The organism is Erythrobacter sp. S57(2025), from assembly GCF_057365055.1.
Window position 1 is genome coordinate 2,015,869 of the sequence record NZ_CP200299.1, and the last position, 20,708, is coordinate 2,036,576.

The window sequence follows — 20,708 nt, forward strand, 5'->3', positions numbered from 1 at the left end:
GAGACAACAAAAGGGCCGCTCGGGAAACCGGGCGGCCTTTTTCATTTGCCAGCTAGCCAGCTTGCATTCCAACACTCTGTTTTCTTTTTCATTTTCCTACTGCTCATCTTTCTGCCTACTTGTCTGGCCTCAAACCGGAAAACCCGCGAATCGAGGCATCCCCATGATCAAAGCCGACCCTTCTCCGCCGCGCATTTCTAAGCGTCTTTGGCGGCTTGGATCATGAGCGCCCTAGCCGAAATCATGCCGCCTTTTGAACGCTTGCTCGCCCTAATTGACAAACATCCGCGTCGCACAGTTGTTGCGGTGCCGCTCGCATTGATATTGGCGGGTATTGCAGTTCTGGTTTGGCAGGCGCCTGCTCTCATTGCGCTATATGAAGAGCAAACTGATCGAGAATATGAGCGCCAAATCTTAAAAGAGGAACGTGAGCGCAGATTGCAAGTCCATGCGATCGAAGTGGATGAATTGGTCCGTAGCCGCCTGCTCAAACTGCGCCTGCGCTCTTCGTCAAGCCGCGCGGTGATCCGTGCGCTGGTGTTTGACGTCAACCGGTCAGAACAGATCGTTGCCATCGTCGATGTGTTTGAAAGCATGGATATCCGGACTGAAGAAACCGGCATTCGCCATCGCCAGCTGCCTTTGTCCGCAATCCGCCGCACGCTCAATTACATGCTCGCCAGCGATGTGCCGCGCTGCATCGCCCGCAATGTCGAGGATTATGAGGATGATGAGCTGAGAGCCTTCATGCATGCTGGTAATCTCAAAGCGTCCGTCGCCTGCCCCTTACAAACGTTGGACGGCAAACCCATCGGTCTGCTGGCCGTAAGCATCCAAACTTCTTTGGAAGACAACCAGTTGGTTCTTCCCATGACCCGGGATGCTTCGCTCGAACTGGGTGCAATCCTGACCGAGTCTCAATCATTTCGAGCAATGATCGGCCGCAAAACAGAGGTAAGTCAATGACCGGACAAAAAGTAAACACGCCAATTACGGATGGCCGCAAATCAGTGTTCGATACAGTGCGCGATATTCTAGGTCGTGGATTTCGTCAGAGAGAAGTGGATGCGATTGATGCAGCGTTTGATGGCAAAGCGCAGCGCAGCACTGTCCCCATCATCAAACGGATCACAAACCTGCGCGATGTGGGCGAGGACGGCATCATATTAATTAAGACATTTGAAGGCTGTGCACGGCTTCGCCGTGATGGCTTGATTGAGGCCTATCCCGATCCTGCGACTGGCGGTGCGCCTTGGACGATTGGCTGGGGGGCAACACGGCGCGGCCTGCACGGCATGGTGACAAAGGACACGATCTGGACACAGGAGCAATGCGATGAGCGGCTGGTCGATGACCTCAAACGCTATGCTAAAGATGTTTCGCGTGCGATCGGCGATGCTCCCACCACTCAGAACCAGTTCGATGCCATGGTCAGCTTTCATTACAACACCGGGGCGATTGCGCGTGCAACTTTGACGAAGAAACACAAGGCGCTGGATTACACTGGTGCTGCAGCTGAGTTTGCCCGTTGGAACAAGGCAGGAGGCCGCGTGCTAAAGGGGCTCGTGCGCCGCCGCACGGCAGAGGCAAAGCTCTATTCCGGTCAATAGTCGCGGCTCACCTCGGCGACCACGCTGTCACGTCCAATCGTTGTGACTGTGCCAAGCAAGGCAAGCCAGCGGGTGATGCGATATTCAACCTGCGTCGCGCTGTATCCTTGCCCATCGGTAACAAGCTCAACGTAAACTCGCCTTCCTATGTTCTTGCCCAGGGCTACCCCTGTTCCGCGACCAAGAGCCGGGTCTGCGCTGACAATGCGCAGCTGATCGAGTCCAATGGAACGGCGCAAGGTGCCAATCGGATCAAGGCCACTATTACCACCTTGGAGAGCGGCCAGAGCCGCCCCTAACTGCACCGCATCGGTGGCCGATAGTGAAGTGACTGATCCGCCAAACAGAAGCTGGGCCAAGATCTCCTCTTGCGGCAATTGCGGTGTGGAAGAGAACGAGATTTCGGGCGATTGCGCATTGCCGGTGATGTCGATCGTGACATCGGTGCCGTTCGCGCTCGCCTGTGCCTCGATTGCCAATCGCGGGTCGATTGGAACGTCTTGGTCAAATCGAATACGCCCTTCAGTCAATTCGAAACGTGTTCCGGCAAATGTGTAATCGCCGCGAACGAGCCGTGCCTCTCCGCCAATGCGAGGGTCATCAACTGTCCCGCGAAGGGCGATATCGAGCCCCCATTCGCTATCCAGTCCCAGCCCATCAACCGATACGCGATTGCGTGCGCGCGCATCGACCAGATAGCGCCAGGATCCGGTAACAGAGCTGCGGGCGGAATCGCGTCTGTCAGGCAAATTGATTTCGCGCGTCGCGATCGTCGGTAGGCGCAGATCTTCTTCGGCGACACCAAGCGCCCAGCTGGCCCTTTCCACTTCAACGCGTCCGGCTATCGCGCCGCCAACACCGTTTGAGACAATTCGCAAGGGCCCGCTTATTGTTGCGTCAAGACCATTTGCGTTGAGTAATCGCGCACGGCTAGCCGCAGCGCGAATGTCGATCTGAGGACCACGCGAGCCGGACATTGAAGCAAGATCGACCGTTCCACTGCCGCTAATTGTGCCGCCGCCATCCGTTTGGCCAGCAAACCGTGTAAGCTCTAGTCGAGAGCCTACAAAACGACCACGAGCCGTGATGTTCTCAATATCGGTTCCGGAAATTGCGCTTTGCAGCCGCAAATTGTCACTTGAAAGGCCGCCGCTGAGACGCGGGTTGGAGAGCGTGCCCGTTGCCCGCGCCGTCGCGCTTAATGGTCCGGTCAAATCAAAGGTCTCAATTGCGGCCAATCGCCAGAGGGTCTGGGCAGGACCATCATAGCCAATCTCAGCGTTGAGACTTCCCCGCATGATCCTGTCAAAAAGATTGCCGCTCGCAGCCAAGCGCGTCACTCGGGAGTTCACTCGACCAAGTTGGCTTTCGCCTTCCAACAATCTCGCACGGATCACCAACTCACTGGCATCCAAGTCACCAACCGCGATCAGATCAACCGGGCGTGAGCTTAACACGAGCCCCGACCGGCTAAAGCGATCCACCCGCACCCGCGCATTGCCCGTGGGCGCAGCGGAACCGCTTTGCCTGTACTCAAGAAGACCGGAGAGCCTTCCTCCAAGCCCCAAATCGGCGCCAGCCAAATCAGCCAGACGCAATGGCATTCGCGCAAGCTGAGCCTCAAGCGCCGTTACCCCGCCGCCAATTTGGCCTTCCAAAATGGTAAATCCACGCGCGTAGCCAATTTGAGTGGGTGCGAGGCGATAGCCACCGCCGTCAATTGCGGTGAGTACGGCGCGACGCGGCATCGTGATGGGCTCGCCGCCATACTCGCCATCGGCAATCAATGCGATACGTTCTGTGGCAAAGTCTCCGTCTAACTTGAGTGCAAAGCGGTCTGCGCGCCGACCAGCGATAGACGCCTGAACACTCCCGCGGCCATCAACTACCCGAGCATCGGCAGAAAAGCTCGCTAGCGAAAGAGCGCCATATTGCAGCCCTCGGCCCGAGATATCTGCGTTGATTGTGCTGCTTGCACCGCCAAATGATCCGCGCGCATCAATGTCCGCATAGCCAAGCGCAATCACTGTATCCCCGCCAAAGCGCGCTTGATTGGCGATGAGATCGACTGCAAAATCTTGTGTGTCTTCACTGCCGGGCGAGATTTGCGCCGTCCCGCGCAGCCCGCCCCCGCTGAGTGTGAGGTCGCCAGCAATTCCATCCTCACCCAAGATCAGCGCACCTGTCACATCGGTCCGATAAATCCGCAAAGCTTGAATATCGACACGGGCTGGCGCTCCGGCTGGCAAGAACAATCCAAGTTGCCCCTCAAACGGTCCCAAGAGCGAACCACCCGCGACATCCAAGGCAAAGCCATCGCGACTTGGTGCAACGGCAACGCGCACGTCAGCCAGCCCCGCAGCTGGATAAGGATCAGCAAAAACCAGCTCCGCTCGAGGACCATCTTGCGCTAGATCAGCATCAAAGCTGAATGCGCCATAATCCACATGCTCACCTGTCCCAACAAGGCTGGTGCGCGATCCGACTATTCGGCTGTCGAGACTGGCATAGAGCCGCTCACTCCCAATTCGCACATCGCGCAGTACGACGTCCTGCCCGGCTCCCATCCCAAGCCGTGCGTCAAATCTAATCCGCTCTCCAGCGACATTTGCGATGCTTGCGTTGGTCACGCCGTTCACTGCGCCCGAAAGGTTGGCATTGAGGGTCCAAGGCACGCTGCCAAATGTCGCAAGCACCTTGGCATTGCCAGTCAAGCGTCCGACGTTTTCGAGCTGCATCCCGCGCGCGTTTACCGGACCTGCAAGAGCATAGACGCCCTTGGCTGTGTCACCACGCAATGTCAGCTGGGCATTGAGGTCGCCGATTGAGACCTGAGCATTGCTGGCGGTGATCTGACCGTCAGCGTAAGTGAGAAGACCGTCCAAAGTCCCGCTCAGCAATTGCGGATCTAGCAACGAGTTGCCCGTTACAACCTTCGACGTAGTAAGATTGAGGGGGACGCGCAACGTCTCACCGTCGAATGTAGCAACACCCGATTGCTCCAGCGCTTCAATCGCAGCAACCCCGGTCAGGTCTAACGATCCAATAACGGCGTCGTGTTCTATAGACAGGTCACGGAAAGGCCCATCGAGGAGCGCCGAAAACCGAGCGCGATTGAGACGTGCAGTGGTGCCTAAGAGATCGGGATCGAGCACTTCGCCGCGCAAAGCGAAGGATTGCGCGGCATTGCTCGCAAGGTCGAGCGCGCCCTCACCTCGTAGATCAAGACCAGAGCTGACAGCTCTTAGAACACCGTCAAACACGCTTTCTTCGAGCGTTCCTGATGCCACAATCGATAGCTGTTCACCAAAGCTACGACCGACAATTGATTGCCCGCTCAAGCCCGCATTAAGCTGACCAATCAGGCTGTATGTGCCAGCGTCATTTGTAAGCCGGAAGCCCGCCACTCGCTTCGGCGGAGCTCCTTCTTCAACGCGCTTTACAAGCCCAGCTCCCTTCCAGGCCTGCCACGTTCCCTGCCCATTGATCTGGGCTTGGTAGGCAGTATCCAGACCAGCAAGAGCGGCAATTGGCCCATCCGATGACGCTTCATAATCGAGTGCCAGATCAAACCGATCACCATCAGGCTCTGCATCAAGCAGCAGCTCAATCCGGTCCTCTGGTCCAAACTGCCCTTGCGCATCTATCAAAGCGCGACCCTGGCGAATATCGACTTTGCCTGACAGGTCGACCCGTTGCGCCTGCTCACCAGCAACACCTGCGGCCAAAGTGAGATTCTCAATCGCAAGCGCATCAATACGAATGTCAAAGTCCGGCAGAATGGGCGCATCAGGATCTCCGGGAAGCAATTCTGGCAGGCGTGTCAAAGTGCCACGCCGCGCGCTCACTTCGCGGATATCAAGCCCGCTCCACAACCATGCGAGAGGTCGCCAGTCGAGCTCAACCTCAGGTATCGTAAGAAACGCGCCCTTCGGATCCTTCACTGTGACATCGTAGAGGAGCGCGTCGTTATAGAGATCGCCTTCAATCCGTCCGACCTCAAATCGAAGGCCCGATGCAGGGGCAACCGCCGCAATCTGATCCGCGATCACCCTCTTCCCGATCGGCGATGCAAGGAAAATTGCACCAAGGACCAAGGGCGTAAGCAGGATCGCAAATGTCCAGCCAATCCGCTTGGCCCAGCGACGCTTGCCTGCTGAAAGGGGTGGCTCTTCCTCTGCCATCAGAACGCTTGCCCCAAGCTGACATAGACCACCACAGGCGCGTCAAACTCAGTTGGGTTGAGCGGCACGCCAACATCCACACGGATTGGGCCGAATGTGGTCTTATAACGCACTCCTAAACCTGCCCCATATTGGATGCGGTCAAAGTCCGGGGTGGAGCCAGTTGCCACTGATCCAGCATCTAAGAATGGTACCACTTCTAATGCGCCATCGAACAAGCCGGTTCGAATGCGCGCCTCCACGGCTGCTTCTACCAATGATCCGCCTCCGGTAGGCTCATCAAACACATTTCGCGGGCCAATTGCTTGAAAGCCATAGCCACGTACCGATCCACCGCCGCCAGCATAGAGTCTGCGCGAGGGAGCAATTTCGGCAGCATCTGCGCCTTGGATTGTCGCAACCCTCACGCGACCCGCAATGACCGCCGGCCCAACATCTTGATAGACACTAGCGTCCGCCTGAGCCCGCAGATAGAAGCTTTCGATCCCTTGCGAGCGAGAGACCTCAGGCGCGGCATAGATTGTCGCGCGATACCCGCTTGTTGGGTCAAGCAGATCATCACTCGCATCCAAAGTGGTGCTGCCAAATAGACCGCCAATCAGATAAGTCTGTCGTGGACGCTGAATGCCGTTGGTGATGCGATTGCGCTCGTCCGTGTAGAGTACCTCTGCACCTAACTGCCAACTGAGCGGCTTTTGAAAGAGCAGGTTGGACACCCGCTCAAACGATGTTCGCAGGGCTACTGTGCGCGCATCGACTGCTTCTGTTTCAATATCGCTTGCATAGGCATCGACCGTCAGGATTTGATCACGCGCGCGGAAATTGTTGCGGCGATAGGTAATGCTGGCGAGCTGTTCACGCGTGCCCAAAATGCCGCGCAGCCGCAATGCACCCTCGGGTGGGAAAAGATTGCGGTGCTCCCAAGCGGCCTCAACCTTTAGTCCGTCTTCTGTCCCATAGCCGATGGCGCCTGAAATCGTGCGTAAAGGCGCTCGCTCTAACGCCACATCCAACGCAACTTCGCCCGGCTCACCTTCTTGAGGAGCAGAGATTTCACGCGGCGTGATCGCGACGCTGGATACTAACCCTGTCGCAAGGATCGCACGGCGCAGATCACTTTGCAGGCTGGCTTGATAGGTGTCCCCTGGTTCGAACCGGGCAATACGCTGTAGATGACGACTGGAAAGAAATTCTGGGTCATCGCTGACCACACCGCCGAAATCGAAACGACCACCTGCATCGCCTGGCAGTGTAAGGTCGCCCTGTTCACGCGCGTGATCAATCAGCAACGAAGGCTCCCCAATCACCGCGAAAGGATAGCCTCGCTCTCCCATAGAAAGCCGCAGCGCGGAAGTCTGCTCAACAATTCGGTCCGCATAGAGTGGATCGCCCGGCTGGATGCCGAAGTCATCGCGCAGGAGATCAGCCTCAGCTGGTGGCAATTCATCGACAGCACCAATCGCGATCGAGCCAAAGGAATAGCGGGCTCCTGGTAGAACATCGAAGCGGACTTGAGGTTCAGTGTCGGAGCCAACGCTGTCCTGTTCGCCAACGGAGTCGGAAAAAGCACGCCGCCCGCCGGACAATTGGCGCACCACATCACCGCCATAATACCCGTAATTGCGAAGCATTTCGCCTAAGAGCTGCTCATCAGCGCGCGCGCGGGCGGCGAGCTGCGGCACAGTATCGTCGGAAGAATCAAGCGCTTCGATCGAAGACAAAGCGCGAAAGCGAGCTACAAATTCCGCGTCTTCAGGAAACTCGCTTTGCGCAGCTGGCAAAGCGAGCGTGAGCTCATCGCTGAGCTCAATTTCAATGAGATCAGGCAGATCAACCAAATCAGGTGAGTCAATCTCTGCAAATGACGGTAAATCTTCACTTGGTGAAAGAGGATCTGGAACCGGGATCGGCTTTGCCAAGACTGACGCATCAGCAGCAACTTGAACTGCCTGTGGCTCCGCGAATTCAGCCTGAACAGGTGGGACTGCGGGATCGGCACTAGAGTCCACGCCCTGCGACGCCCAGCTCTCGGCATCTTCAATCGCGCTTTCCGGGATCAATTCATCCAAACTGTTTGGAAGCGGGGCTGGAGCAACTTCAGAGGAAGGCGGCGCGGTCTCGGAGGGCGCCGGCTCAGGCGTGGCTTCTTGTGCGGACAGTGGTCCACACAATGTCATAGCACTGGCTGCGAGAGCCAGATTGATCCTAATTAACGCCAAGAATTAGCTCGCTGGGAATTTGACCGGTTGGCCGTCCTTACCCCTTGCGCCAGCAATAGTTCCAGCAGAATTGTCGCGCGGTGCTGTAGCTGCGGCGATTAGCCGTGATTGCTCGTCATCATCCATACGCTGCCAGCCTTCTCGCGTGAGCCGCTCAAGTGGACGATAACGCACTTTATACTGCATGCGCGGACTGCCATCGACCCAATAGCCAAGATACACATACGGAAGGCCGCTTTGCGCAGCGCGCTGGATGTGGTCGAGAATAATGCAATTGCCGAGCCCTGCGCGATCCTCATGCGACGGATCATAGAACGAATAGATCATCGAGAGGCCATCGCCTTGGCGATCAGTTAGGCAGGCACCCACAAGCTTACCAGGTTCACCATTCTCGGTCGGTTCACGATATTCGACGAGCGTGCTGGTGACGGGCGTATGCTCAACCATATCGGCATAGTCGAGCTCATCCATGGTCGACATCCCGCCATCGGGATGACGAACGCTGAGATACTTGGTCAGCAGTTCAAACTGTTCATCAGTGGCCCACGGTCGGCACTCGGTCACAACAAGATCGCGATTGCGCTTGATTTCACGCTTTTGCGTGCTTGATGGCTTAAACTCAGACGCGACAACGCGAACAGAAACGCAGGCCTGACAATCAAGGCAGCTGGGGCGGTAAGCGACAGTCTGGCTGCGGCGAAACCCGATTCGGCCAAGCGCTTCGTTCAACTGATCAGCATGCGCGCCCTTGAGCTCAGTGAACACTTTACGCTCACTGCGGCCAGGCAAATACGGGCACGGCGCAGGGCTCGTTACAAAGAACCGAGGGAAGCGAATTGGAGCCGACACGGGTCTGGCGAAGTCCTTTCAATGAGGCTTAGTTAAGCCTCCTCAAGTGGGAATCAACGATTGTCGCGTTAAGACATTCTTATGCCTTCTTCGCCCCGGCGGTAAAAGACCCTTAACCACAAAACAGGGTAAATAATCGATTACTTTGCACAAAAGGGCGCAATGAAATGGACCGCTTTGGATCAATCATTTGCTTACTGAGACTAACCGTCGCTTTGTGGGACAAGGCCAGTTCGCGAGCTTAATCATACCAAGAAGTCGACGGGCAATCCAAGCGACTCGCTAGTTCAGCTCAACCACCTGCACCTTATATTTCGCGTCGCGCAACGCCTCGACCAATCGTTCAACCTGTTCAGCATCGCGTGCTTCGCATTCGATGTCGGTGATAAGTCCCTTGGCTGGCAAGGTCGTGAAGATGCGCTGATGGTAGATTTCAATGATATTCACATTGTGGGCATCAAAAAGGCGCATAACCTTGAACAAGGCACCAGGACGATCCTGCAAAGTCACGCGCAGTCTCGCAAGGCGCCCTTGCCGCGCCAAGTCACGCAGCAGCACGTTGGCAAGCAAGCGCGTATCGATATTGCCGCCGCACAAGACCAGTCCCACAGATTTGCCGGCAAACCGCTCAGGATTGTCCAGCACCGCGGCAAGCCCAGCTGCCCCAGCCCCTTCGACAACAGTCTTCTCAATCTGCAGCAGCAACGCGACTGCCTTTTCGAGCTTTGGTTCGCCCACAAGCAGAATGTCGTCGACTTTTTCCGCGATTACTTGGCTGGTAAATTCACCCGGTTTCTTGACCGCGATACCCTCAGCCAGTGTGTCGCCGCCACAATCGCGTTCTTCGCCCTTGAACTTGGAAAACATGCTGGGGAACAGACCAGCTTGCACGCCTACCACCTCAATATTTGGATCGAGAGCCTTGGCAACTGTTGCCATCCCAGAGATCAAGCCGCCCCCACCAATGGGTGTCACAAGGCAATCAAGGTCCGGCTTCACGTCGAGCATCTCAAGCGCAACCGTTCCTTGTCCGGCAGCGATATGCGGGTCATCGAATGGGTGCACGAATGTCAGTCCACGCTCGATCTCTAACTCACGCGCATGGGCATTGGCATCGTCGAAGGTTTCGCCATGAAGCAAGACGTTCCCGCCAACACTCTCAGTCTGCATCACTTTTACGGTGGGCGTAGTCTTAGGCATCACAATTGTAACAGGCACACCAAGCCTAGTGCCATGATATGACAGCCCCTGACTGTGATTGCCGGCGGAGGCCGCAATGACGCCGCGTGCCTTTTGCTCATCGGTTAATTGTAACAGAGCGTTGAGCGCGCCGCGCTCTTTATAAGCAGCGGTGAACTGAAGGTTTTCAAACTTCAGCCAAATATCCGCACCGGTAATCTCCGACAAAGTGATCGAATGCATCATCGGCGTGCGAACGACAGCGCCATCAATTCGCGCAGCCGCAGCGCGCACATCATCGATAGTGAGGTCCGCCGGTGACGGCGCGGGCTTTAGCTTTGCGTCTGGTGCATTCATAGTATTGGCTGGCGTAAGCCTTCGAGAGTGCAAGGGCAATTCGAATTCGTTGGCAATCGGTGCATAGGGCATTAGGCACGCACAATTATGAGCAGACCGACAAAAATTGCCTTTATTGGCCTCGGCGTAATGGGTGGACCGATGGCGGGACATCTCGCACGCGCGGGGCACCGCGTGACAGCCTACAATCGTTCACCAGCCCGCGCACAAAAATGGGCGGAAAGCTGGGCAAAAGAAGGGTTGGAGATTGCGTTTGCCAATACGCCTGCCGAAGCAGCGGCGGTTGGCGATGTCGTGATGGTATGCGTGGGAAATGATGAAGATTTAGCCAGCGTTACCACCGCAGAAGATGGCGTGCTCGATGCCATGCAATCAGGTGCATTACTGATTGATCACACAACAACTTCTGCCGACATGGCGCGCACGCTGGGTGAAGTTTGCGCGAGAAAAAGCATAGATTTTGTCGACGCCCCGGTCAGCGGCGGGCAAGCAGGCGCCGAGAACGGTCAGCTCGCCATAATGTGTGGTGGCTCAGAAAAGGCCATCGCCCGCGCTGAACCTGCGATGCAGCCCTATGCCAAATCCATCGTTCATATTGGCCCAATAGGAGCAGGACAAACCGCCAAAATGGCAAATCAGATGTGTATTGCAGGCGTTTTGGGCGGATTGTCCGAGGCGATCCGATTGGCACAGGGAGCCGGGCTAGACCTCGACAAAACCTATAAGGCCATTTCGGGCGGGGCTGCACAAAGTTGGCAGATGGACAATCGTTGGTCGACCATGACCGCTGATGAGTTCGATTTCGGCTTTGCGATTGATTGGATGCGAAAAGATCTGGGATATGCACTCGAAGAAGCCAGTCGATTAGGCCTCTCCTCGCCCATCACAGCTCTCGTCGACCAGTTCTATGCCGATGTGCAGGCCCAAGGCGGCAATCGCCAAGATACTAGTGCGCTGATTTCGCGCCTCCCAAAATCAAAGTGAGACTCTCTATGATCCGTAAGATCCTTGCTGCCAGTGCCGCACTAGTTGCCACCCCTGCCGCCGCCGACACCCTCATTTACAATGTCGATGGCATCACGATTGATGAAGATGGCGAAGTCAAACGCTTTGCAGAAATCATCTTCGACGACGAAGGACGGATCACGCACGTCCTCGCGCGCGGCGATGATAGACCGGAAGACGTCGAATTTGCACTCGATGGGGAAGGCCGCGTCATGCTGCCCGGTATGATCGATGCCCATGTGCACGTCATGGATATTGGGTTCGCAGCCCTCACGCTTGACTTGTCGGATACAAATAGCCTCGAGGAAGCGCTTACAAAAATTGGAGAGTTCGCGGAAGAAAATCCGGGTCGCCCCTGGATACTAGGACGCGGCTGGAATCAGGAAAAATGGGGGCTTGGTCGTTTTCCAACCGCAGCAGAATTGGACGCGGTCATATCGGATCGCCCGGTTTGGCTGGAACGGGCTGACAATCACGCGAATTGGGCCAACAGCGTTGCCATGGAACTCGCAGAGATCACTGCAGATGTAGCAGACCCTGAAGGTGGACGCATCATCAGGGACGCGGCTGGCAATCCGAGCGGGGTCTTCATCGATAATGCGATACCGCTTGTTGGTGATAGCGTTCCTCCACCCCGTCCTGAAGACCGCGACGCCGCACTTGCTATGGCGCAAGAACGCTTGCTCGCCAATGGCATCACAGCGGTGGCCGATATGGGCACCCCCATAGAGGATTGGCAAACATTCCGCCGTGCAGGCGATCTCGGTACGCTGCGAATTCGCATCATGTCTTATGCTGACTCGCTCGATGCTATGGAACTGATCGGTGGTCCTGGGCCGACACCATGGCTCTATGACGACCGGCTACGGCTCAATGGCATCAAACTCTATGTTGACGGGGCTTTGGGTTCGCGCGGGGCAACTTTAAAGGAGCCCTACGAAGACGAGCCAAATACACGCGGGCTTCCGATGCTAACCGAAGCGCAGTTGCGCAACCGAATGAGCCGCGCCGCGCTCGATAATTTTCAAACCGCTGTGCACGCGATCGGCGATGCGGCAAATTCGGACGTCTTGCGAGCAATCGAGGAACTTTCCGCCACTTACACTGGTGACCGGCGTTGGCGCATTGAACATGCACAAATCGTCGATGTGGAGGATTTAGCACGGTTTGGTGAGCATGGCGTCATTGCGTCGATGCAACCTCTTCACCAAACCTCGGACAGGACAATGGCCGAAGCTCGCCTAGGTGAAGACCGCTTGGGCGGCGCCTATGCGTGGCGCAGCGTTCTTGGCGTTGGTGGACGGCTCGCGTTTGGCTCTGATGCGCCTGTCGAACCCGCAGACGCATTTGCGGGTCTCTCAGTTGCGATCAGTCGCGTGGACGAAAATGGCGAACCCTTTGGCGGCTGGCGCGCGCAAGAGGCCATAAGCCGAGAAGATGCGTTAAGGGCTTTCACGGCTGATGCCGCCTTTGCTGGGTTTGCCGATGGCCGGTTCGGACGTTTGGTACCCGGTGAACGAGCCGACTTCATCTTTGTTGACCGCGATCCGCTCCTCGCATCGCCGAGCGCAATCCGCTCAACTCGTGTCGAGGAAGTTTGGCTGAATGGGCGACGGGTCTTTTCAAGATAACTCTCGACACGGCGCGGTATGCCTAAGTGATGCCCCTTAAGTCATTGATTACGGGCCTCGCGTTCATCATTTAATAATCTAGAATTTGCAAAGCGCCCGCGAAGGCTTTGTTTTCGATGTGCGTTAAAGCGGCATTGATAAAGTCATGTGGAGCTTAAATTGAGCAAACAGAATTGCGCAATTGTCGCTTCACGATCGTGACATTGACCACTTGGTAAGTGATGCAATTGCGCCACTACTGACGTAAGATGTTGAAGATGAACTGTTCTGAAGGCACCCCCAGAGCCAGTTTTTTACGAGTTTAGGGTTGTCACAACCATCCTGCTCGCATACTCGGTGTGTGAGTTTATCGCAGAAACTCTAGGAGATGATTCGATGAAAATCCGTAATGTCGTACTTGCGACCGCTGCGCTTTCTCTCGCTGCCTCTCCGGCAATCGCGACCGCTTTTGAGCGTTCGGGTGCACCGGTTGATGGTGAAAATGAGATTGCAGGCGCCTCTGGCGTACTGATCGCAGTTCTTGCAGCTGCTGCTGTGGTTGCTGGTATCGTTGTTATTGCAGACAATGACGACGATGAGCCAGCCAGCCCATAAGGCTAGCTAGCTTCAAAGCAAAATACTGAAAAGGCCCCGGTTTCGGGGCCTTTTCTTTTGCCATTACCGATTCTGACAAGTCGTCAATGCGGGACTAATCCTGCGCTACGGCTCAATCCGCTTGAGCCTCCTCAGCGTCAGAAATACTCTCTTTGTCAGCGCCATTTGCGCCTTCATCGTCATCCTGGGATTTAGGCATCCAGCTTTCCTGAATGCGCATCAAGATTAGTGATCCTTCGAACAACAGCAAAAGCGGGATTGCCAAGATCAATTGGCTTCCTGGATCCGGCGGTGTCACGATGGCGGCTAGCGCCACGATTGCAACAATCACGTAACGACGAGCGCCTGCAAGTTGGGCACGTGTCACAATTCCTGCGCGGTGAAGCAGCATCAGCAAAACGGGCAATAGGAATGTCAGACCAAATGCAAAGATGAACTGCATGACAAGGCCAAGGTAATCGCCCGCAGTCGGCAGAGCCTGTATCTCGAGCCCGCCAGCTTCACCGCCAAAGCCCAAAAACCACCGAAACGCAGTCGGCATGACGACGTAATAAGCAAGCGCCGCTCCACCAATAAACAGAACCGGAGTGGCAATGAGAAATGGCAGGAAAGCTTTCTTTTCATTGGCATAAAGCCCCGGGGCGATGAACGCCCAAAGTTGGTTCGCGATAATCGGAAAGCTCACCATGAAGCCTGCAAACAGCCCGACCTTCAACTCAACAAAGAATATCTCTGGCAGCTTAGTGAAAATCAGCTGGCCCTCCCCATCAGGGAATGCAAACTTCAATGGCTGAACCAAAAAACCAAGAATCGGATCGGCGAAGTAGAAGCACACAGCAAAGCCAATCGCGAGCGCCAGAAACGCGCGCAAGAGGCGAGTACGCAGTTCAATTAAGTGCTCGAGGAGCGGTGCGCGGCTCTCGTCGATATCTTTGATCTCAAAGGCCATCAGTTTCGCTTACTTGCCTGATTTTGCAGGATTAGCAGGATTGTTGCTATCCGCAGCTTTCGTTTTGGCGGCCGCCTCAGCATTCAAATCAGCTTTTGGCAGCGGCGGCGCTGTATCGGTAATATCCTGAACGTTTTTCGGAGCTTCGGGCAGTTTTGGCGGTGGACCGGTCATCACTGGTTCGCCCTTTTCTGCCTCTGTGGCAGTGGCAGAACGCTTCATGATTTCCTCGTTCTGCGCTTTCCACTTCTCTTCCATATCCTCAAGTTCGGCTTCGCGAACCATCGCATCGATTCCAGTGCGAAAATGAGTGGAGACCTTGCGCACCTTACCGATCCACCGCCCAGCGGTGCGCATCGCAAGAGGCATATCTTTTGGGCCGATCACCAGCACGGCGACGACGACGATCAGTAACAGTTCTTGGAAACCAATATCGAACATTCACACGCCTTTGATCGGCTCTTGCTAAGCTGACTGCGAAGGTTGCGCCTGTTAAAGGGGCGCAAGCTCAGCTTGTCTTGTCGCTCGTTTCCTTGGCTTTTGCATCAGGCGTCGCATCTTTGGCTGGGGCTTCAATCTGAGCCGAGGGTGATGAACTGCTTTCATCCTCGTTCATACCCTTCTTGAAGCTTGAGATTCCCTTGCCGAAATCACCCATCATTTCCGAAATACGCCCACGTCCAAACAGGACCAGAATAACCACCGCGATGATAGCAATTTGCCAAACACTAAGACCCATGGGGACAGACTTTCCTTGCTTTGATTTGAACCAATATAGGGATCAATGAGTTCAAGCGCCAGTCAAAGCGAGAAACTGACTGTTTTAACCCGCCGTGCCTTCCTCAGCGTCGCTCTCCACTGATATCTCAGCTTCGCTGTCATCTCCCTTTTCAAAAGTGTGAGTTTCGCTGCCTGCCATGGCTTCTTCGAACGCATCATCGACCGGATCAAGCAAACCCGTGGCGCGCAATTCATCAATGCCAGGAAGATCGCGGCGCGATTGCAGGCCAAAATGATCAAGAAATTCAGGCGTGGTCGCGTAAATCACCGGGCGGCCGGGCACCTCGCGGCGCCCAGCGAGCTTTATCCACCCGGCCTCCATCAGCACATCAAGCGTGCCTGTGCTGGTCTGCACACCCCGGATCGATTCAATCTCGGCACGGCTCACAGGCTCATGATAAGCAATGATTGCAAGCACTTCGGTCGCAGCACGGCTTAGGCGACGCACCTGCTCTTTTTCACGGCGCAACAGATGCGCAAGATCGGGCGCAGTTTCAAAATGCCACCTCTTACCGCGCTCAACCAGGTGTACGCCGCGCTGCGTGTAGTGCGCCTGAAGAGCAACGAGTGCATCGCGAATGATAGCCTTTTCAAGCCCACCTAGGTGCGCGGCCAATGCGTCGACAGTCAATGGCTCTTCTGCCGCAAAGAGTGTCGCCTCCAACCCGCGTTCAACTTCATCAGGCTGTTGCTCAGGAAGGCGTTCGTCGTCGCTCATACGCCCACCCCTTCCTTGGCACCATCTTTAAGCCGCCTGATACGAAGCGGGGCAAAGGCTTCCTCTTGCGCGATCTCTGCTCGGCCCAGCCGCGCAAGCTCAAGCGCTGCCACAAAGCTGGAGGCAAGCGCCGATTTGCGCAGCTCTGGCTCTGCATGAGCAGGCAGAAAGTCGCGAATTTCCATCCATTCAAGCGTTACGCCCAGCATCGCTGACACCCGGTCAAGCGCGCTGTCGAGCGTCATAACGGGGCGATCTGAGACATGATAAATACGCGGTGCTGTGCGCGCCTTTACCTGTCCATAAGCTTGGATCAGCGAGTAGGCATCGCTTTTCCAAAGCGTCTTTCGATCCGTCCGCAATCCCTCAGGTGCCCCGCGAATGAAGATATCGCGTCCAATCCGATCACGACCCATCAGCCGTGCCGCAGCCTCTCGCATGGCACCCAGCCGCTGGAGCCGAATTTGCAGACGAAGGGCAAGCTCTTCAGGGCTTGGGTCCTCCTGCTCATCCTTTGGCAAGAGCATTGCTGATTTGAGGTAAGCAAGCCACGCCGCCATCACCAGATAATCGGCCGCAAGCTCCAACCGCAAATCCTGCGCCCGTTCAATATAGGTTAGATATTGATCAACCAGAGCCAGGATCGAGATCTGACGCAAATCGACTTTTTGTCGCCGCGCAAGGTCAAGCAACAGGTCAAGCGGCCCTTCCCATCCATCAAGCTCTAGGTAGAGCGCTTCCTCGCCGTCCTTTGCGCCTTGACGGACGATTTCGTCTGCAGGCCAGTTCTCAGGCATGTCGGCCGACGGTTCACCGGTTCCAGCTGCTTCGCCGGTCAGCATGAAGGGGTCTTGAGGAGTATCGTTCTGGCTCACGCCGCTTCCCCAGTGAGCGCCAGTAAGGCATCTCGCTTTGCCAGCAATTCAGAGTGTTCATCAGCAATCGCATCGGCCACTTTGGTTGGCGCAAGGGCTAGGTCGAGCCTCGCCGTAGTAACGTCAGACATCTCAGGGAGCGCGTCGCAAATACCTTGCATATCGTCCATCTTTGCCCAGCAATTGAGCACGATATCGCAACCCGCTGCATGAGCGCGCGCGGAGCGCTCTGGAATGGAGCCGTCTAGCGCTTCCATATCAATGTCATCAGTCAGCAGCAGACCATCAAATCCAATTTCGCTGCGGATAACATCTCGGATGATGGTTTCTGACAGCGTCGCTGGATTATCCTCATCCCATATCGGAAATTTGAGGTGCCCGGTCATACCGATCAACGCAGAATTCAGCGACCGGAACGGAGCAATGTCGTGGTCCAACTCTTCAGCGCTCGCATGAACCGTGGGCATTTCCTTGTGTGTGTCGCACATGCTGCGACCATGTCCCGGCATATGTTTGATACAGCCCGTAACGCCGCCTGCAGCGAGACCATCAAGGATAGCCCGGCCAATCGCGGCAACTTGCATAGGATCGCTGCCTAATGATCGGTCACCGATTACGTCATGCGCGCCGGGCTGCCGCACATCAAGTGGTGGGTGGTAGTCAACCGTGATGCCCATCGCAGAAAGCTCAAGCGCCATTGCTTTGGCCCCTGCCCTCGCGGCCTCAATCGCGCTCGCCGGTGCAATAGCAAACAACCGGTCAAAGGCCTCTCCAGCAGGATAGGCAGACCATTGAGGAGGACGCAAACGAGCAACCCGGCCACCTTCCTGATCGATAGATATGAGCAGACGGTCGCGCCCGTGAATGGAGCGCAGGTCATCCGTCAGAGCGCGCAACTGCTCAGGTGTTTCACAATTGCGCCCAAAAAGAATGTAGCCCGCCGGATCTGCCTCGCGGAAGAAAGCACGCTCATCGGCCGTCAAAGTGGGGCCAGAACATCCGAAGATTACCGGAATCATGTCGAAAATCTCGCATTCGCCAGTCGATCAGGCAAGCGCGCTAACCATTCAGAGCCAATTTTTCGGGGGGAAAGCCCTAAGAATCGGCCGGGCGCGCAATTGAGCGCTCCCACCATGCAAAAATACTTACGGTTTGACCTGACAATCGAGACCATCTGCTTTGAGAGTCGCGCACAAGCGGTCTGCTGCCGCGCGGTCGCTGGCAACGGCCTGCAACCGATACACTGTACCGATATCAACGACACCTTCTTCGATCCGGTATCGCATACCGCTCAGAGCATTAGTGCGGCGCGCCAGGTCATTCCAACCCTGCTCTGCTCGGGAGCGTGAGGAGTAAGCTGCAAGCTGAACGCCAACGCCCGAGGTGCTGGATCCTGCGTTTGAAGACGATCCGGTTTCTGAGCTGCTGTCGGCATTGGCGCTCTCAGCCCCAGTGCCGTTAGCGCTATCTGCGCCGGTCGCAGCGCCATCAGTATCCATCACACCATCGCGCGATCCACCTTCGCCCACCACGGGTGCCACATCGCCAGTTCCCGCGAATTCTCGGCCGCCGGCTTCGTCAGGACGTTCTTTTATTGGCCCTTCAGGTGCTTCAATCGTGCTGCCATCAGCTACCGGAACATCGGCGCCAGAGCGATTGGAATAATACCAAATAGCCATGATTAGGCCGACCGCGAGTGTACCAAGGATCAATGCAAAACCGATGATCTGCGCGATATCAACGCCGCTACGGCCTTCGTCATCCTCTTCGGCTTCCAGCCATGGCAGGCTGTCATCCTCGGTCAGGTCGAGTTCGCCATCAGCCGCTTCGACCTCTTCGTATTCGGCTTCGATAATCACCTGAAAGTGACCCCCATCTCAATTTCTTGCGCCGGATTACATCCGATCAACAGCCTCAACGCCTAACACGCGAAGCCCATTGCGCAGAACCTGCCCGATTGTGTCAGCCAGGAAAAGGCGCGCGGCGGACAAACTCGCGTCCTGTTTCAGGATGAAGCGCTTTTCGAGCTCAGTATTACCAAGACTGTAAAAGGCATTCAAATCCGTAGCGAGATCATACAGGTAGAACGCAATCCGGTGCGGCTCACGTGCCTTTGCGGCGGCTTCGACTTCACGAGGGAACTGAGCTGCCCGCTTGATCAGGGTAATCTCTTCTTCTCCAAGCGCGGCCAGTGCCTCACTTGAAGGCGAAATGCCTTCCTCATCCGCTGCCTTACGAATGGTCGAACGTATCCGCGCATGGGCATATTGCACATACCAGACCGGATTGTCCTTTGAAGCTTCGACGACTTTGGCAAAGTCGAACTCCATCTGTGCCTCGGGCTTGCGTGTCAGCATGGTAAAACGCACCACGTCCTTGCCCACTTCCTCGACCATGTCAGCAATAGTGATGAAATTACCCGAGCGCTTGGACATTTTTACAGGTTCGCCGCCACGCATCAGCTGCACCATTTGAACTAGCTTCACATCAAATGGAGTCGGTTTGCCCTTGCCTTCAGACAAGGCCGCAACCGCTGCCTTGATCCTTTTGACCGTGCCCGCGTGATCAGCACCCCAAATATCAATTAGCTCATCGGCGTTTTCTGCCTTTTGCATGTGATAGGCGAGATCCGCACCAAAATAGGTCCAGGCACCGTTCGATTTTTTAATCGGCCGATCCTGATCATCGCCAAATTTGGTCGAGCGGAACAACGGAAGCTCCACCGGCTCCCAATCTTCTGGCGGCGCCTTGCCCTTTGGCGCTTCGAGCACGCCATCATAGACAAGGTCGTGTTCACGCAACCAGGCCTCTGCTTCGTCGGGCTTGCCCGCTGCATGCAATGCCGCTTCGGACGCAAACACATCGTGGTGGATGCCTAGCAATGCGAGATCAGATTTGATGAGATCCATCATCCGCGCAACCGCTTCAGCGCGGAAAATGGGAAGCCATTCTGCTTCCTCTGCTGTCTTAAACCTGTCGCCCAAATCACGGGCGAGCGCCTCACCCACCGGGATCAAATAGTCACCGGGATAAAGGCCTTCGGGGATCGTGATCGCATCGCCCAGCGCCTCGCAGTAGCGAAGGTGCGCAGACCGAGCGAGCACGTCAACCTGACCGCCAGCGTCGTTGATGTAGTATTCGCGCGTAACTGAGTGACCAGCCAGTTCAAGCAAACTTGCCAGCGCATCGCCGACCACTGCGCCGCGGCAATGGCCCATATGCATTGGCCCGGTTGGGTTAGCAGAGACATATTCGACATTTACTGTCGTCCCTTCACCCATTGCCGAGCGACCATATTCATCGCCTAGTGCAGAAATCGCTGTAAGCTCATTCAGCCACGCTGAAGGATCAAGTCGCAGATTGATAAAGCCCGGCCCTGCAATTTCCGCGCTTGCGATGCCACTGACCGCTTCCAGCTTGGCTGCAATCAATTCCGCAAGCGCGCGCGGATTGGTTTTTGCAGGCTTTGCAAGAACCATCGCAGCATTGGTCGCTAGATCGCCGTGCGACGCATCGCGTGGTGGTTCAAGTGTAACATTCTTGAACGACGTGCCATCGGGCAGCGCGCCTTCGCTAACCAGCTGGCCGAGCGTATCTTCAACTATGTCAGAATAGGCGGAATAGAGTGTCTTGATGTTTGTCATGTTGGTTTGCGCACCCCGCTCGGGGCGCGATCTCCTCGCTCATGCGACCCAACGGTCGCGTCGCTTTCGTGGGTGGGCTCCGTTGCAATCACCGTGCGATTGTAAGGGAGCCAA

General features: G+C 56.0%; 17 protein-coding genes. 5 read left to right on the forward strand and 12 right to left on the reverse strand.

Annotation, left to right across the window (positions count from 1 at the left end; genetic code table 11):
• Positions 1-222 precede the first annotated feature (222 nt).
• Positions 223-966 carry a hypothetical protein gene (locus tag AC0V6N_RS09750; protein ID WP_486171364.1) on the forward strand — a complete coding sequence of 248 codons (744 nt, stop codon included), beginning with the start codon at positions 223-225 and terminating at the stop codon, positions 964-966.
• The gene (locus AC0V6N_RS09755) at positions 963-1,610 is read left to right on the forward strand and encodes a lysozyme (RefSeq protein WP_486171365.1); all 648 of its coding nucleotides are present in this window, start codon (positions 963-965) and stop codon (positions 1,608-1,610) included. The genes AC0V6N_RS09750 and AC0V6N_RS09755 overlap by 4 nt, the downstream gene beginning before the upstream one ends.
• Here AC0V6N_RS09755 and AC0V6N_RS09760 read toward each other — a convergent pair.
• The 4 genes from AC0V6N_RS09760 to AC0V6N_RS09775 all read right to left on the reverse strand — a co-directional run bounded on the left by AC0V6N_RS09760 (position 1,604) and on the right by AC0V6N_RS09775 (position 10,398).
• Positions 1,604-5,794: a translocation/assembly module TamB domain-containing protein gene (locus AC0V6N_RS09760; RefSeq protein WP_486171366.1), complete on the reverse strand. Its 4,191-nt coding sequence runs from the start codon at positions 5,792-5,794 to the stop codon at positions 1,604-1,606. The genes AC0V6N_RS09755 and AC0V6N_RS09760 overlap by 7 nt on opposite strands.
• The gene (locus AC0V6N_RS09765; RefSeq protein ID WP_486171367.1) at positions 5,794-8,013 is read right to left on the reverse strand and encodes an autotransporter assembly complex protein TamA; all 2,220 of its coding nucleotides are present in this window, start codon (positions 8,011-8,013) and stop codon (positions 5,794-5,796) included. Before AC0V6N_RS09765 ends, AC0V6N_RS09760 begins: the two co-directional genes overlap by 1 nt.
• 3 nt (positions 8,014-8,016) lie before the next feature.
• On the reverse strand, positions 8,017-8,862 hold the full coding sequence (locus AC0V6N_RS09770) for an arginyltransferase (RefSeq protein WP_486171368.1): 846 nt from the start codon (positions 8,860-8,862) through the stop codon (positions 8,017-8,019).
• A gap of 282 nt (positions 8,863-9,144) precedes the next feature.
• On the reverse strand, positions 9,145-10,398 hold the full coding sequence (locus tag AC0V6N_RS09775; RefSeq protein ID WP_486171369.1) for a threonine ammonia-lyase: 1,254 nt from the start codon (positions 10,396-10,398) through the stop codon (positions 9,145-9,147).
• Positions 10,399-10,485: 87 nt separating this feature from the next.
• Between AC0V6N_RS09775 and AC0V6N_RS09780 the strand changes: the two genes are divergently transcribed.
• The 3 genes from AC0V6N_RS09780 (at position 10,486) to AC0V6N_RS09790 (ending at position 13,628) form a co-directional block, all read left to right on the forward strand.
• On the forward strand, positions 10,486-11,382 hold the full coding sequence (locus AC0V6N_RS09780; protein ID WP_486171370.1) for an NAD(P)-dependent oxidoreductase: 897 nt from the start codon (positions 10,486-10,488) through the stop codon (positions 11,380-11,382).
• An 8-nt stretch (positions 11,383-11,390) separates the two neighbouring features.
• The gene (locus AC0V6N_RS09785) at positions 11,391-13,034 is read left to right on the forward strand and encodes an amidohydrolase (RefSeq protein WP_486171371.1); all 1,644 of its coding nucleotides are present in this window, start codon (positions 11,391-11,393) and stop codon (positions 13,032-13,034) included.
• A 375-nt stretch (positions 13,035-13,409) separates the two neighbouring features.
• Positions 13,410-13,628 (forward strand): hypothetical protein, encoded by a 219-nt coding sequence (locus tag AC0V6N_RS09790; protein ID WP_486171372.1) that lies wholly within the window; start codon positions 13,410-13,412, stop codon positions 13,626-13,628.
• Positions 13,629-13,740: 112 nt separating this feature from the next.
• On the opposite strand, the gene tatC is transcribed toward AC0V6N_RS09790, so the two are convergent.
• The 8 genes from tatC to argS form a co-directional block, all read right to left on the reverse strand.
• Positions 13,741-14,577: a twin-arginine translocase subunit TatC gene (tatC, locus tag AC0V6N_RS09795; protein ID WP_486171373.1), complete on the reverse strand. Its 837-nt coding sequence runs from the start codon at positions 14,575-14,577 to the stop codon at positions 13,741-13,743.
• A gap of 9 nt (positions 14,578-14,586) precedes the next feature.
• Positions 14,587-15,018, reverse strand: coding sequence for a Sec-independent protein translocase protein TatB (gene tatB / locus AC0V6N_RS09800; protein ID WP_486171374.1), 432 nt, complete (start codon positions 15,016-15,018; stop codon positions 14,587-14,589).
• A gap of 67 nt (positions 15,019-15,085) precedes the next feature.
• Entirely contained in the window at positions 15,086-15,316 is a 231-nt protein-coding gene (tatA, locus tag AC0V6N_RS09805; protein WP_486171375.1) for a twin-arginine translocase TatA/TatE family subunit, read from the reverse strand.
• Positions 15,317-15,400: 84 nt separating this feature from the next.
• Positions 15,401-16,075 carry an SMC-Scp complex subunit ScpB gene (gene scpB, locus AC0V6N_RS09810; protein WP_486171376.1) on the reverse strand — a complete coding sequence of 225 codons (675 nt, stop codon included), beginning with the start codon at positions 16,073-16,075 and terminating at the stop codon, positions 15,401-15,403.
• Positions 16,072-16,872: a segregation and condensation protein A gene (locus AC0V6N_RS09815; protein WP_486172465.1), complete on the reverse strand. Its 801-nt coding sequence runs from the start codon at positions 16,870-16,872 to the stop codon at positions 16,072-16,074. Before AC0V6N_RS09815 ends, scpB begins: the two co-directional genes overlap by 4 nt.
• A gap of 74 nt (positions 16,873-16,946) precedes the next feature.
• On the reverse strand, positions 16,947-17,969 hold the full coding sequence (nagZ, locus tag AC0V6N_RS09820) for a beta-N-acetylhexosaminidase (RefSeq protein WP_486171377.1): 1,023 nt from the start codon (positions 17,967-17,969) through the stop codon (positions 16,947-16,949).
• 126 nt (positions 17,970-18,095) lie between these two features.
• Positions 18,096-18,809 carry an SPOR domain-containing protein gene (locus AC0V6N_RS09825; protein ID WP_486171378.1) on the reverse strand — a complete coding sequence of 238 codons (714 nt, stop codon included), beginning with the start codon at positions 18,807-18,809 and terminating at the stop codon, positions 18,096-18,098.
• Positions 18,810-18,845: 36 nt separating this feature from the next.
• A complete protein-coding gene (gene argS, locus AC0V6N_RS09830) occupies positions 18,846-20,594 on the reverse strand; it encodes an arginine--tRNA ligase (RefSeq protein ID WP_486171379.1) in 1,749 nt (582 codons plus the stop codon).
• Positions 20,595-20,708 lie beyond the last annotated feature (114 nt).